The organism is Kitasatospora sp. NPDC051164, from assembly GCF_044455625.1.
Lineage (GTDB): Bacteria > Actinomycetota > Actinomycetes > Streptomycetales > Streptomycetaceae > Kitasatospora.
Map to the genome: position 1 here is coordinate 301,682 of NZ_JBITFB010000005.1, position 14,063 is coordinate 315,744.

12 protein-coding genes are annotated in these 14,063 nt (G+C 75.1%); 3 read left to right on the top strand and 9 right to left on the bottom strand.

From position 1 onward, the window contains the following. Nucleotides 1-381 precede the first annotated feature (381 nt). The 4 genes from ACIBEC_RS10370 to ACIBEC_RS10385 all read right to left on the bottom strand — a co-directional run bounded on the left by ACIBEC_RS10370 (nt 382) and on the right by ACIBEC_RS10385 (nt 6,754). Entirely contained in the window at nt 382-1,161 is a 780-nt protein-coding gene (locus ACIBEC_RS10370) for a transglycosylase family protein (protein ID WP_360493681.1), read from the bottom strand. 554 nt (nt 1,162-1,715) lie between these two features. Then, on the bottom strand, nt 1,716-2,384 hold the full coding sequence (locus tag ACIBEC_RS10375; RefSeq protein WP_360494158.1) for a response regulator transcription factor: 669 nt from the start codon (nt 2,382-2,384) through the stop codon (nt 1,716-1,718). A gap of 156 nt (nt 2,385-2,540) precedes the next feature. Then, a complete protein-coding gene (locus ACIBEC_RS10380; RefSeq protein WP_360493678.1) occupies nt 2,541-4,226 on the bottom strand; it encodes a histidine kinase in 1,686 nt (561 codons plus the stop codon). 110 nt (nt 4,227-4,336) lie between these two features. Further along, a complete protein-coding gene (locus tag ACIBEC_RS10385; protein ID WP_360493675.1) occupies nt 4,337-6,754 on the bottom strand; it encodes a SpoIIE family protein phosphatase in 2,418 nt (805 codons plus the stop codon). A gap of 202 nt (nt 6,755-6,956) precedes the next feature. On the opposite strand from ACIBEC_RS10385, the gene ACIBEC_RS10390 reads away from it, so the two are divergent. From ACIBEC_RS10390 to ACIBEC_RS10400, 3 genes are all read left to right on the top strand, one after another. Continuing rightward, the gene (locus ACIBEC_RS10390) at nt 6,957-7,289 is read left to right on the top strand and encodes a DUF4326 domain-containing protein (protein ID WP_360493672.1); all 333 of its coding nucleotides are present in this window, start codon (nt 6,957-6,959) and stop codon (nt 7,287-7,289) included. A gap of 141 nt (nt 7,290-7,430) precedes the next feature. Next, a complete protein-coding gene (locus tag ACIBEC_RS10395) occupies nt 7,431-8,747 on the top strand; it encodes a PQQ-binding-like beta-propeller repeat protein (protein ID WP_360493669.1) in 1,317 nt (438 codons plus the stop codon). A gap of 40 nt (nt 8,748-8,787) precedes the next feature. Then, the gene (locus ACIBEC_RS10400; protein WP_360493666.1) at nt 8,788-9,423 is read left to right on the top strand and encodes a uridine kinase; all 636 of its coding nucleotides are present in this window, start codon (nt 8,788-8,790) and stop codon (nt 9,421-9,423) included. A gap of 72 nt (nt 9,424-9,495) precedes the next feature. Here ACIBEC_RS10400 and ACIBEC_RS10405 read toward each other — a convergent pair whose 3' ends face one another. The 5 genes from ACIBEC_RS10405 to ACIBEC_RS10425 all read right to left on the bottom strand — a co-directional run bounded on the left by ACIBEC_RS10405 (nt 9,496) and on the right by ACIBEC_RS10425 (nt 13,955). Further along, a complete protein-coding gene (locus tag ACIBEC_RS10405) occupies nt 9,496-10,329 on the bottom strand; it encodes a DNA-formamidopyrimidine glycosylase family protein (RefSeq protein WP_360493663.1) in 834 nt (277 codons plus the stop codon). 88 nt (nt 10,330-10,417) lie between these two features. Next, nucleotides 10,418-10,879 carry a universal stress protein gene (locus ACIBEC_RS10410; protein ID WP_360493661.1) on the bottom strand — a complete coding sequence of 154 codons (462 nt, stop codon included), beginning with the start codon at nt 10,877-10,879 and terminating at the stop codon, nt 10,418-10,420. 150 nt (nt 10,880-11,029) lie between these two features. Further along, nucleotides 11,030-12,055 carry a zinc metalloprotease gene (locus ACIBEC_RS10415; protein WP_360493658.1) on the bottom strand — a complete coding sequence of 342 codons (1,026 nt, stop codon included), beginning with the start codon at nt 12,053-12,055 and terminating at the stop codon, nt 11,030-11,032. Between the two features lie 96 nt (nt 12,056-12,151). Next, nucleotides 12,152-12,859 carry an AAA family ATPase gene (locus tag ACIBEC_RS10420; RefSeq protein ID WP_396287852.1) on the bottom strand — a complete coding sequence of 236 codons (708 nt, stop codon included), beginning with the start codon at nt 12,857-12,859 and terminating at the stop codon, nt 12,152-12,154. A gap of 169 nt (nt 12,860-13,028) precedes the next feature. Continuing rightward, nucleotides 13,029-13,955 (bottom strand): LLM class F420-dependent oxidoreductase, encoded by a 927-nt coding sequence (locus ACIBEC_RS10425; protein ID WP_360493652.1) that lies wholly within the window; start codon nt 13,953-13,955, stop codon nt 13,029-13,031. Nucleotides 13,956-14,063 lie beyond the last annotated feature (108 nt).

The window sequence follows — 14,063 nt, forward strand, 5'->3', positions numbered from 1 at the left end:
TCCTTGTTCCGATCTCGGACATGACTCGATCCTGGTCCGAGGCGCGGCAAACCTCCGGCGGGATTCAGACGTCGCGTTGAACCTTCAACCATGCTTCGAAGCGCCCCCACCCCGGCGTGCGCGCCGCCTACCGGGCGTACGACTCGACGGCCGGCCGCCCCGTGCGGTTCGACCCGCCGCCCGCCGTCCCGGACCAGCGGGCGCCGCCCCGGGAACGCACCGCGCCGAGCGGCCGCCCCCGCACGGGGGGCAGCCGCTCGGCCGGGTCGCGAGGCTCCGTCGGAGGCTGGGTCGGGCACTCCGTCGCAGGCCCGCTCGGAAGCTCCGCCAGACGGTTGCGGGCCGTCAGACGGGTTGCGGGTGTCAGACGGTTGCGGGGCGTCAGACGGTCAGGGTCTGGCCCGGGAAGATCAGGTCCGGGTTGCCACCGACGACGCGCACGTTCTGCTGGTAGAGGTGGTCGGTGTCGACGCTGAACTTGGCCGCGATGTCACTCAGGGTGTCACCGCTCTTGACGGTGTAGCTGCCGCCGGCGCTGTTCGTCGGCGCGGCCGGCGCGGACTGCACCGGCTTGGCGGACGGACGTCCCGGTGCCGGGTCGGCGGCCTGGGGCGCCTGCTGCTTGGCCATCGGGGCCATCGGGGCCGCCGGGGCAGGCTTGGCCACGGGCTTCGCCGCCTTGGTCGCCGCCTTGGTCGCCGGCTTGGCGGCGGGCGTGGCGGCCGGCGCGGCGTTCGAGGAGGTGTCGACGGCGGCGGGGGCGCCACCCTTGCTCAGGCCCGCCTTCTTCGAGCAGACCGGCCAGGCGCCCGGGCCCTGCGAGGCGAGCACCTTCTCGGCGACCGCGATCTGCTGCGCCCTGGTCGCCTGGTTGGCCTGGGGGGCGTACGCGGTGCCGCCGTACGCCTTCCAGGTGCCGGGGGAGAACTGCAGGCCGCCGTGGAACCCGTTGCCGGTGTTGATGCTCCAGTTGCCGCCGCTCTCGCACTGGGCGACGGAGTCCCAGGCGGAGGCCGGTGCGGCGGAGGCCGACGTGGCCGTGACGAGGCCGACCACCGGCAGGGCCGCGGCGGCGGCGCCCGCGACGACCGCCATCCGCACGCGGTTGCGCTTGGTGGTGGTGGTCTCGGTGGCAGCGGCGGTCTCGTGACGGGGATTCATACAGATCCTCTCGACAAGCCCCGGGCGGGCAGGCGGAACCAGGCCCGGGACATGGGCCGGTGGTGTCCGCGCACCTCACTCGACGGGCGGCCGGGCACGTGTCGGACGTGCCGTGCCGCCCCGGTCACCCTCCGCTCGCCGGGGCCGGTTCGAGCCGGCCTGGTCGGCGGCACCGCCCTCGCGCCGTGGGTCAGTCGGCGGGCAGTGCGTCGGGGTGAACCCGGGTGGCGCTCGTTGCGCCGCCAATGAAGCTAGGGGGCATCCCCCGGGCTCAGCAAGCAATTCTTCGACGTCGCAGGTCAGTTGACTGTTACCGGCGGTATCGATCAAGAAACGGCGCCCGGTTCGACCGGGTTTGACCGGGTTTTCGAGATCAAATGATCAGATCCCGTGCCCTCGCTCACATCTGTCCATTCGCGAGATCCGGCACACCATCCACTCATGGCGACCACGAATTGACGCACCGTCACCAGCACACCCGGAGTTCCCGGTTCCACGGAGCCGCCGAGTGGCATCCACCACGCCGACCACGTTCCGTGAGCATGCGAATGCGCTCAGCTCCGCCCGTCGAGCTCCGCGTCCCGCGCCAGCAGCGCGGCCTGGACCCGGTTCTCGCAGCCCAGCTTGGCCAGGATCCGGCTCACGTAGGTCTTCACCGTCGCCTCGCTCATGTGGATCCGGGCCCCCGCGTCGGCGTTGGACAGGCCCTCGCCGAGCAGCGCCAGCACCTCCAGCTCGCGCGCGGTGAGCACCTCCAGCCGGCGCCGGGCCGCGGCGCTGCGGGCGGCCAGCGAGCCGCTGTGCCCGGCCGCCAGCGAGTCGACGATGTGTCGGGTGGCGGCCGGGGAGAGGAAGGCGTTCCCGCCCGCGGCCGCCCGGACGGCCTGGATCAGCTCGTTCGGCGCGGTGTCCTTGAGCAGGAAGCCGGCGCCGCCCTCGGTCACGGCGCGCAGGACGTTCTCGCGCTCCCCGAAGGTGGTGAGGATCAGCGCCCGCGCGCCGGGGGCGACCCTCGCCAGCTCCCCGAGCGCCGTCAGTCCGTCCATCACCGGCATCTGGATGTCCAGCAGCACCACGTCCACCCGGTGCGCCCGGGCCAGCTCCAGCGCCTCCCGGCCGTCGGCGGCCTCGGCGACCACCTCGATGTCGTCGGCGGAGCCGAGGATCATCCTGATGCCGGCCCGGATCAGCGGCTCGTCGTCGGCGACGAGGACTCGGATCACGCTGGTCATTCCCCTCGAACGGTCCTTCGGGTGCGGGACCATCCTCACATCTCCGCCGACCGGCCCGGACCGCCGGTCCCCCCGGCCTTGGCCTCCGGCGTCCCGCCCCCCGCCCCCGATCCCCCAGCCCCGACCCCGACCCGGGCACACGCGCGATCAGTCCTTGGCGACGTACTCCTGCTTGTCCACCAGCACCCCGTCCCGGAAGCAGAACCGCGCCACGTGCTGCTCGTTCCAGGTCTCACCGGGCGGGCCGCCCAGGAGGTACCAGCGGCACCGCGCGCCCTCCGGCAGGGTCGGCCCGGCGCGCTTGTAGTCGTCGGTGAAGAAGCCGTTGCCGGACGGCAGTTCGCGCAGCACCGCGGCCTCGGCCGTGCCGACCTCGATCCGGTCGTACCGCGTCTTCTTCACCGTCGCGTCGCGGCTGCCGTCGACGAAGGCCACGATCCCCCAGACCAGCAGCCCCAGCACGGTCAGCCCGACCGCCACCACGCCGACCGCGCAGCCCATCGCCGGACTGCGCCGCTTGCCGTCCGCCTCGTCGGCCGGCAGGCCCTCGAACACCCAGTCGTCCGCCCCGGCCGCGGCGGCGGCGCCCTCCGTGTCGCCCTCCGTCCCCTCGTACGGCAGTACGGCGGCCAGCCGGAAGCCGTGCTCCGGCGTCGGCCCGGCGTGCACCATGCCGCCGACCAGCCTCGCGCGCTCCCGCAACCCGGTGAGCCCCTGACCGCCGCTCACGGCCTGGCCCGCTCCGGCGCGCACGCCCACCAGCTCCGGCGCGCGCGTGTTGGTGACCTCCACCACCAGCGCGTCCGGCTCGTACCGGAGCGCGACGCCGATCGGCGCGCCGGGGGCGTGCTTGTGCGCGTTGGTGAGCGCCTCCTGCACGATCCGGTACGCCGCGTGGTCGACCGCGGCCGGCAGCGGGCGCCGCTCGCCCTCCCGGCTGAGCGTCACCTCCGCCCCGGCCGCCCGGGAGGACTGCAGCAGCCCGTCGATCCCGTCCACCCCGCCCCGGGCGGGCGCCGCGGCCGCCGCCCCCATCACGGGCGGTGCCCCCACCGTGGGCCGCGCCGCCGTCGACTCGTCGTGCAGCACCCCGACCACCTCGCGCAGCTCGCGCATCGCCGCGACCGCCGCCTGCCGCAGCACCCCGACCGCCTCCCGCTGCCGGTCGGTGAGCGCACGGTCCACCTCCAGCGCGCCCGAGTGCACCGAGATCAGCGCCAGCTGGTGGCCCAGGCTGTCGTGCATGTCCTGGGCTATCCGGTGCCGCTCGCGCAGCCGCGCCTGGTGCACCACCATGACCCGCTCGCGCAGCAGCTGGTCGTTGCGCTCGCGCAGCGCGTCCAGCAGGGCGCGCCGCTGCGCGCGGTAGCGGCCATACAGGGCGGGCAGCACGGCGAGCACCAGGAAGGTGCCCAGCGACAGCCCGAGGACCAGCTTGGGCGAGACCGAGGAGGCGTCCTTCAGTACGCCCGTCACGACGAACAGCGCCCAGCCCAGGACGAAGGTGCCGACCAGCGTCCAGGCCCGGCGGATCCGCGCCCCGGCCGTCCAGCCCGCGCAGACCAGCAGCAGCACCGGACCCCCCGACCAGCCGGAGGCCGCCGCGGCGGCGAGCAGCACGGTGGCCGGCAGCCCGCGCCGCAGCACCCACAGCGCCGCGACGCCGAGGCCGAAGGGCACCGCCAGGCCGGTGCCGGCAAGGGTCTCCAGCAGGGCGGCCAGACCGCCCATCAGCAGGGCGAGCGCGGCCTCGCCCACCACCCGCCGGGGCCGCCAGGGCCCCGGCAGCGCCGTCCGTACCGCCTTCTTCCAGGCCCGTGCGATCGCATCCACCCGCCGAGGCTAACCGGCCGGCCGACGCCCCCGCCGTCCTCCTTCGTCGCCGCCGGCACCGACGAAAGTCGCCTGGTCACGTCCACCGGTGGGTCCGCCCGGACACCCGCTCAGCCGAAGGCCGTCAGCAGCAGCGCCACGTCGTCCACCCGGCGGGTCGAGCCGACCTCGCGCAGCAGCCGCTCGGCCGCCTCCTCCAGCCCCTCCCCCGCCGGGGCCCGGGCCAGCGCGGCGCGCAGCCGGTCCACGCCCTGGTCGATCGCCACCGCCGGGTCCTCGACCAGCCCGTCCGTGTACAGCGCGAGCACCGCGCCCGGCCGCAGCCGCAGTTCGCTGACCGGGTACTCGGCCCGCTCGTCCACGCCGAGCAGCGGTCCGCCCGCCACATACAGCGCCTCGGCCCGCCCGCCCGGGTGGCGCAGCACCGGCGGCAGGTGCCCGGCGCGGGCGATCCGGGCGGCGCCGTCGGCCGGGGTGAGCCGGACCAGGCAGCAGCTGGCGAGCAGCCCGGGGTCGAGGTCGAGCAGCAGCCGGTTGGTGCGCGCGAGCACCTGGTCGGGCGGGTCGCCGCCGGTCGCGAAGGCGCGGACGGCGCTGCGCAGCTGGCCCATCGCGGCGGCGGCGGCGACACTGTGGCCCTCGACGTCGCCGATCACCAGGGTGACGTCACGGCCGGTGACGATCACGTCGTACCAGTCGCCGCCGATCTCCATCCCCTGGGTTCCGGGCAGGTAGCGGGCGGTGATCCGGATGCCGGGCACCTCGGGCAGCCGGTGCGGCAGCAGCGCCTGCTGCAGGCCGCGGGCCAGGGCGAACTCCGCGTCGTACAGCCGGGCGCGCTCCAGGGCCTGGGCGATGAAGCCGCCCAGGGCGGTGAGCAGGCCGCGTTCCTCGACGGTGAACGGGTGCGGGCGGTCGAAACCGAGGATGCAGCTGCCGACCGGGCGGCCGGAGGCGATCAGCGGCAGGAAGGCCCAGGCGCCCATCTCGTCGAGGGCCAGGCCCGGGTAGGCGGCGGAGAGGTCGCGCACCGACTCGAAGAAGATCGGGGTGCCGGTGCTGAGCGTTTCCGCGCCGGGGACGCGGGCGTCGATCGGGGTGCCCTCGAAGGTGTCCAGGAAACCGTCCGGGTAGCCGCTCTGCGAGACCAGGTGCAGGTGCTTGTCGCGCACCGTGTAGATGGCGAGTTCCTGGCCGCCGAAGGCCGGCAGGATCTCCTCGGCCACCGCCCGGCACACGTCGCGCACGGTGACCGCCTCGGTGAGCGCGCTGGCGAGCTGGAGCAGGTGGTGGGTGCCGCCGACGTCGGTGCGGGCGACCGGCGGCGGCCCGGTCGGCGGCTCGGCGGCGCCGGGCAGGGGTTCGGCGGCGACGACCCGGCCGGTGACGCCGTGCGCGTCGGGGTAGAGCGAGAAGGCGAGCCAGCCGTCCGGTGGGCGGGCCGCCAGGAAGGTGGTGGGCCGCTGGGAGAACAGCGCCGCGCGGTAGCGGTGCTCGTAGAAGGGATCGGCGAGCCAGGGCAGGACGTCCCAGGGGTGGTGGCCGATCAGGTCCTCGCGGCGGGCCTGCAGCAGGGGCTCGGTGGCGCGGTTGGCGTAACCGATCCGGCCGTCCAGGTCGAGCGAGAACACGCCCTCGTGCAGCCGCTCGACGGCGGCCGCGGCAGCGGTCAGGCTCCGGGCGTCCAGCACGGCGCCCACCAGGTGGGTCCGGCCGTCCGAGATCGCCGCGGGCACCCGCGCCCACAGCTCCACCGGGAACGGCAGGCCGTCCGGCCCGAGCACCCGGACCCGGGCGGCCAGCACCTCGCCACGCTCCAGCGCGGTCCGGGCGGCGGCCCTGAACTCCGGCAGGTCACCGGGGGCGACCCGGCGGTTCAGGGCGGCCACCGTGCCGTCGAACTCCCCCGGCCCGAACCCGAAGATCTCCCGGAACCGGTCGTCGGCGGAGAGCGCCCCGGTGACCACGTTCCAGTCGAACAGCCCGACCCGGGTGGTCGGCACCGACGGCGGCGGCAGTTCGACCACGGCCGCCTCCTCGCCCGGCTCAACGGACTGCCCGGCCTCCGCCAACTCGGCCAGCCTGTCGCCCAGTTCGGCGGCGACGGCGGCGAGTTCCGGGCCCGCCGGCCCCGGCACCCCCTCGTCCGAGGCGGGCCACAGCGCGCTCAGCACCCCGAACCGCTCGGGGCCGTGCCCCACCGGCACGCAGGCCGAGGCGAAGTCGTACGGCAGGCCGACCGCGAGCTGCGGGAAGCGCCGCATGGTGTCCTCGGAGTCGGACAGGACGATCTCGTGCCCGGTCCGGAAGCAGACCGCGACCGGCAGCGGCCCGGCCGCCGCGATCCGCCGGAACGGGGTCATCACCGACATCGGCACCCCCGCGATCGTGTGCAGCACCAGCGAGCGGCGGTCCCGCGAACGCAGGTGCACCATCGCGCCGTACGCCCCGGTGGAGCCGAGCACCCGGCGCACGGCGACCGCGAGCAGCTCGTCCCGCCGGCGGTCCGCTCCTTGGGTTTCCCGCACGGATCGCGGAAGCTCCCGGCGCACCTGCGCGTCGGCTCCGGGCTCCCGCGGCCGGTCCGGCCCGGACCGCGCCCCATGGTCCCCACCGGTCACATCCGGATGGCGCATGCTCTTTTGCTACGCCGGGCCCGGAACCGTGTCAAGGCGAGCCCGCTCCCGCCCCGGGCTGCCGGGCCGCCCCGCTTGCACCAGCATGGACCGCATGCCGAGTACGACCCGCCGCACCACCGTGGTCAACCTCAAGGGCCACCGCGACGACCCCGACTACGACGACGTCGTCTACGTCGGCCGCGCCATGCACCGCGGCGGCTGGCACCTCGCCGAGTCGCCGCTGCACTGCCCGTACCGCCCGGGCCCCGACCTCACCCGCGAGGAGATGGTCGCCGCGTACCGCGACCACCTCCTCGCCCGCCCCGACCTCCTCGCCCTCGTCCCGCCGCTGCGCGGTCACCGCCTCGGCTGCTGGTGCGCACCCCTGCCCTGCCACGCCGACGTCCTCGCCGACCTGGCGGACCACCCGCCGGAGAAGCCCTGACGCCCACCCCCGCACAGCCGCGTCCGTCTCTGCCCACGACGCCCGCCCCGCCTCTTCCACCGCTTCGGACGGTTCGGGGGCTGTTCGATATCCTCCGGGCGGGTGGCGGCGTGAGGCCGCCGGTGGGGAAGCGAGAGCCGTATGCAGTCGTCGTCCGAGGGGGCCGCGCGCGAGGCGTCGTGGCAGTGGGACGGGGAGGAGGACGGCAACGGGGAGGCGCCCGAGGACGTGATCGGCGGGGGCGGCGACGGGCCGCGGCTGAGCCGGCGCGGGATGCTGATCGGCGCCGGGGTGCTCGCGGCGGGCGGGGCCGTCTGGGCGTTGGGCCGTTCGGATGCCGGCGGCGCCGTTGCGCCGAGGCCGACCAGGCCGCAACCGACCGCGCTCTCCGGCCCGACCCCGGCCTGGACCTACCGCGGCCCCCAGGCGATGACCCCGGAACGGCTCACCGACCCGCCGGGCCGCCCCGTCTACCTGTCCAAGACCGGCCTGCAGGTCCTCGACCCAGCCGACGGCACCGCCGCCCGGCTGCTGGTCTTCGACCCGCCGGAGAGCCGCGACTGGCCCAGCGACCTCGACATGCTCGGCAAGGTCGTGGTCGGGCCCGACCGCCTCTTCGCCACCACCTACGAGGGCCACCTCGAAGCCCGCCACTTCACCGACCCCGCTGCCGACTGGAGCCTGCCGCTGCCCGACGAGCTGGGAGGCACCCAGACCCGGCTCACCGGCTACGACCACGGCACCCTGTACGGCTACTCCTGGGCCGGCCCCCGGCCACCGGAGGCCCCGTCGGAGAACCGGCTGTTCGCCCTGCGGGTCGCCGACCGTTCCTTCCTCTGGTCCGTCCCCACCGAACGCGAGGAGCAGCCGGTCACCCCCGCCACCATGATCGGCGGCAGCCTTCTGGCCTGTGTCCGCTTCCTCGGCAACCGCGCCGAGCTGGTGGCCCGGGACGCCGCCACCGGCCGGCAGCTGTGGACCGCCCCCGGCGACGAGGGCCTGCGCTGGTGCGTCACCGGGTCGCAGGACGTCTACGTCCCCGACGGCAACGGCGGCGTGCGCGCGCTGCGCCCCACCGGCGAGCCCCGCTGGACGTACTCCCCCGCCCGGGGCGAGTCCTGGCGGGCGCTGCCGCCCGTCCCGGACGGCCCGCGGGTGTACGTCGCGCGCGACAACGGCATCGTCACCGGCCATGACGCGACCACCGGTGCCGTCGAGTGGACCTGCCGCCTGCCATACCTGCTGGACCGCCGCACCCACCCCCTGGTCGCCGACCACACGCTGTTCGTGCCGGGTACGGCGGTCGGCGGGGTCAGCGCGATCCACACCGCGACCGGCGAGCTGGGGTGGACCTTCCGCGACTCGGGCCCCGGCCGGGACGTCTGGAGCCTCGCCGCCGACGGCGGCCACCTCTACGCGGGCCACGACGACATCCTGTACGCCCTCCCGCTGACCTGAGCGGCTCCACGAAGCGTCCACCAAACGGCAGGATGGCCCGATGCAGGTACGCCCGATCTCCCCCGCCAAGCTGGCCGAGCTGCTCGCCGACCGCATCACCGCCCTGCCCGACGCCGCCGGGCGCCGACTGCGGGTGGCCGTCGACGGCGCCGCGGCCGCCCGCCCCGAGGCACTCGCCGACGCCCTGGTGGAACCGCTGCGGCTGCGCGGCCGCCCCACGCTGCGGGTGTCGGCGGCGGACTTCCTGCGCCCGGCCTCGATCCGGCTGGAGTACGGCCACCACGACGCGGACGCCTTCCACGACCTCTGGCTGGACGACGGCGCCCTGCTGCGCGAAGTCCTCGACCCGCTGGAGCCGGGCGGCAGCGGCCGTGTCCTGCCCTCCCTGCGCGACCCGGTCACCGACCGCTCCACCCGGGCTCCGTACGCCCGACTCCCGCCCGGCGGCGTCCTGTTGCTGGACGGCCGGCTCCTCCTCGGCCGCTGGCTGCCGCTGGACCTGACCGTCCACCTCGCCCTCACCCCGGCCGCCCTGGCCCGCCGCACCCCCGCCGACCAGCAGTGGACCCTCCCCGCCTTCGCCCGCTACGAGGCCGAAACCGCCCCCGCCGAAGCCGCCGACATCACCATCCGCATGGACGACCCCCGCCACCCCGCCCTGGTCGAACAGCCCTAACCCCGGCGGACGCCCCGGCCCGCCACCCGCCGCCCCGGCCTGCCACCCTGCCGCCCTGGGCGGCCCGCACGCTCACCGCCCCGGCGGCCTGCCCCGCCCGGGGCGGGCGGGGGTCGGGGCGGGGCCGCGCTGGCAGTACGGGCACCAGAACACCGCCCGGTCCCGCGGGGGCGAGCCCTGCCGCCCGGTCACGACGGGGGTGACGCAGCGCGGGCAGGGCCGTCCGGCCCGGCCGTAGACCCAGTGCTGGTAGCCGGGCCTGGTGTCGCCGGTGGTGATGTGGCCGGGGCGCAGCTTGTTGGCGTCCAGCATCTGCCGGGCGCGCTCCACCAGCCGGTCGGGATGCGGGAGTTCGCCGACCTCGGTCCACGGTGTCACGCCGGCCACGAAGCACAGCTCGTTGGCGTAGACATTGCCGATGCCGGCCAGGTTGCGCTGGTCGAGGAGGGCCTCGATGACCGGGCGGCCCGGGTGGGCGAGGAGACGGCGGACGGCCTCGACCGGGTCCCAGTCGGAGCCGAGCAGGTCCGGGCCGAGGTGGCCGACGATCCGCCGCTCGTCGGTGGTGCGCAGCAGCTCGACGACGGGCAGCCGGTAGCCGACGGCGGTGCCCCGTTCGGTGCCGAGGACGGCGCGGATCTGCCAGGCGGGGCCGCCGGTCCACCGTTCGCCGGGGCGGTAGACCTCCCAGCGGCCGTCCATCCGCAGGTGGGTGTGCAGGGTGAGGCCGCCTTCGAGGCGGGTGAGCAGGTGCTTGCCGCGCGGGGCGACCTCGAGCACCCGGCGGCCGGCGAGGTCGGCGGCGGCGTGGGCGGGCACCCGCAGGTCGGCGCTGGTCAGCTGTTGGCCGGCGAGGGCCTCGTGCAGCCGGGCCGCCACGCGGTAGACGGAGTCACCTTCTGGCATGTCTCCATTCTGGTCCGCGCGGCGGCCCGGTGGGTCGCGGTTCCCCGTCGCACTACTCCAAGCAGTTCGACTACTCCAAGCAATCCGACTACTCCGACTGCTCCGACGCGGGCTGCTGCTCGCGGACGACGACCACCGGGCACGGCGCGTGCTCGGTGAGGTGGCGGCTGACCGAGCCGAGCAGGACGCCGGAGAAGCCGCCGAGGCCGCGGCTGCCGACGACGAGCAGGGCGGCGCCCTTGGCCGCTTCGAGCAGGGCCTTGGTGGCGTTGCCGGGCATCACGCTCTCGCTGATCCGCACGCCCGGGTCGTCGCCGACGACCCTGACGACGGAGTCGGAGAGGGTCTTGCCCGCGAGTTCCTCGGGGTTGAGGGTCTCGCCGGTCGGTACGCCCTGTCCACCCCAGCCGTAGAAGGCGGGGTACTCCCAGGCGGCGATCGCGTTGACGGTCCCGCCGACGGCCTTGGCGTAGTCGACCGCCCAGCGCAGCGCCTGCTCCGAGGCGGGCGAGCCGTCCACGCCGACGACGATCCGGGGATTGGCACTCATGGCCTTGCTCCTTCGGTTGCTCCTGCTTGCTGGTACAGCTGGATGGGCTCCTGATCGGTCCCGACCCTCCGGACACGGATCACGTCGGACACCTGGTCTGTCTGTGCCACGCCGCCGGCGGCGTGCCGCATGCACATCGCTACTGCCGGATCAACTCCGGTACACAGCCCACGAGTTCGACATCCGCTGGATCTGCCCGGGAGTGAACTGGCTCATACAGGGGTCGTAGCTGTAGTCCATGTAGTTGTGGATCGGGTCCAGCCCCGGGCTGGGGCAGGTGTCGCGGCCCTCGGGGCAGCCGTAGGCGGCGCTGCGCTCGGCCGGGGTGTCGTCCACGTAGTCGCCCGAGCCCAGGCAGCCGCCCTGGAAGGTGTGGAAGAGGCCGAGCCAGTGGCCGATCTCGTGCGTGGCGGTGTTGCCCTCGTTGTAGTGGGTGGCGGAGCCGCCGGGCAGCGAGGCGTCGAGCACGACCACGCCGTCGTCGGTCGGGTTCGACCGGTACGCGTTCGGGAAGGTCGACCAGCCGAGCAGGGACTGCCCGAGCCGGGCGGTGTAGAGGTTGAGGGCGCCCTGGTCGCCCTTGCGCAGGGCGGTCTTCATCGCCTTCTCGGCGGTCGAGCCGGGCGTCATGCCGCTGTACCAGCCGGCGTTGTCGGTCCAGTCGGTGCCGGCCAGCTCGAAGTGGAACGGGGTGGGGGTGTTGCCCGCGCCCTGGCCGCCGTAGGCGGCGTTGAGGTGGTCGATCTGGGCGGCGACGGCGCCCTCGTCCAGGTTCCCGGAGTCGCCGGCGTGGATCACGTGGACGTAGACCGGGACGGTGGTCGGGGCGCCGATCGGCGCGCGGGCGGTGCCGAGCTTGGCAAGCCGGTCGTCGAGGTCGGCCTGCATCGCCCGGGCCTCGGCGGCGCTGACGGCGTTCGGGTCCTTCCCGGCCTGGCTGCCTGCCGGTTTCCGAGCGGCAGCCCCGACGGCGCCGTCGGCTGTGACCCCGGTGTTGTCTCCTGCGACCCCGGTGCTGTCGGCTGTGACCCCGGTGCTGTCGCACATGGCCGTCGGGGCGGCGGCGCGCTGCGGGACCGGTGCCGCGAACTGGCTCAGACCGGCGGCGGCGACCAGCGCGGCGGCGCAGGGGAACAGGCGGGGGGCACGCGAGCGCACCCGGGCAGTACGGCGCATCTGCGCTCCTGACAGGGGAGTTGACGGAGCCTCGGCCGCGCCCGGGCTCGCTCCGGCCGGCCCGTCGGCGCGGCGCCCGGCGCGGACTCGCCGAGACTACGACGCCGTGAAGTCGATCTCCCGTAGGGCGCGCGCGGCGGCCCGGTCGAGTACCACGGCCGACGCACAGCCGGCCGGCAGCCGTCCGGCCGCGAGGATCCGCCGGCGCAGCCGGGCGACGCCGGACCGGTGCCGGGCGAAGGCGTAGCGGGAGACGCCGCGTCCGCGCCGCCGCTGCCCGTCCAGCGCCGCGGCCGGGTCGACGTCGAGCAGCAGCAGGTGCACCCGGCGGCCCTGCCGGGCGGCCGCGCGGACGAGCCAGGCCCGTACCCAGGGCAGCGTGCCGCAGTCGTGCACCGCGAGCGGTCCGCCGTCCAGTACGGCGCGGCGCAGCCGCCGGTAGTGCGCGAGCCGGGCGAGCGGGCGGTAGAGGGCGTACGGGAGGCGGCCGGGCAGTCGGGCCGCGTACTCGTCGCGGACCAGCTGGGAGTCGATCAGCGGGGCGCGGACGCAGCGGCGCATCAGGGTGCTCTTGCCGCTGCCGGGCAGGCCGGTGACGATCAGCAGGTCACCGGCGGGGTAGCGCAGGGCCGCCGGGCCCGGTCCGCGCAGCTCGTGCAGGGCGGGCGGGTCGTACGGCGGGGGCAGGACGACGTGCTCCCCGGCGGTGCGCGGCGGCGGCACGCTCGGCACCGCCGCCCGCGCCGTTCTCGTCCCGCTCACCGGATCTCCCCCCGCCGTTCCCTGCTCAGGAGCATGGCGCATTCCCAAGAGCGAGTAAAGGGCGACGGTCGGAGCGGATACGAACGGACCCTGCCGGGCCCAGGCCTGTTGCGGGACCGGGCCCGTTTCCGGCACCCACCGTCGCCGGTCGGTCCCGGTCGGGACCGGTCGGGACCGACCCGCGACGACTGCTGCCGGCTGTTCCCGACCGTCAGCCGAGCTGCGGGGCGATCCGGGAGGCGATCAGCTCCAGGTGGTCGAGGTCGTCCAGGTCGAGGATCTGCAGGTAGATCCGCTCGCTGCCGACGGCCGCGAACCGGCCGATCCTCTCGACCACCTCGTCCGGGGTGCCGGCCAGGCCGTTGGCCTTCAGCTCGTCGACATCGCGGCCGATGGCGGCGGCCCGGCGGGCCACCTCGGCGTCGTCCCGGCCGACGCAGGCGACCAGGGCGTTGGAGTAGACCAGGTCGTCGGCCGAGCGCCCGGCCTGCTCGACGGCGGCGCGGACCCGGGCGAACTGGGCTGCGGAGTCGTCCACCGAGGCGAACGGCAGGTTGAACTCGTCGGCGAAGCGGGCGGCCAGCGCCGGGGTGCGCTTGGGGCCGAGGCCGCCGACCAGCACCGGGATGCGGTCCTGGGCGGGCTTGGGCAGCGCCGGCGAGTCGGTCAGGGTGTAGTACTCGCCGACGAAGTCGAAGGTGTCACCGAGCTTGGTGTTCCACAGCCCGGTGATGATCGCCAGCTGCTCCTCCAGCCGGCCGAACTTCTCCTTGGGGAAGGGGATGCCGTAGGCGGTGTGCTCGGCTTCGTACCAGCCGGCGCCGAGGCCGAACTCGACCCGGCCGCCGCTCATCGCGTCGACCTGGGCGACCTGGATCGCGGTGACGCCGGGCAGCCGGAAGGTGGCGGCGGTCATCAGGGTGCCGAGGCGGATGGTGCGGGTGTCGCGGGCGAGGCCGGCCAGGGTGATCCAGGCGTCGGTGGGGCCGGGCAGGCCGTCGACGTCGCCCATCTTCAGGTAGTGGTCGGAGCGGAAGAAGGCGCTGAAGGCACCGAGCTCCTCGGCGGTGCGGGCGACCTTCAGGAGGGTGTCGTAGCTCGCGCCCTGCTGGGGTTCGGTGAAGATGCGAAGATCCATGCGGACCATTCTGGTACCCACCCCCCGGTCGTGAGCGCAGGGAACCGGCCAGACCACGGAACGTACCGGGCCCCCGGGGACGGGTGGCCAAGGTCTCAGCACGGAACC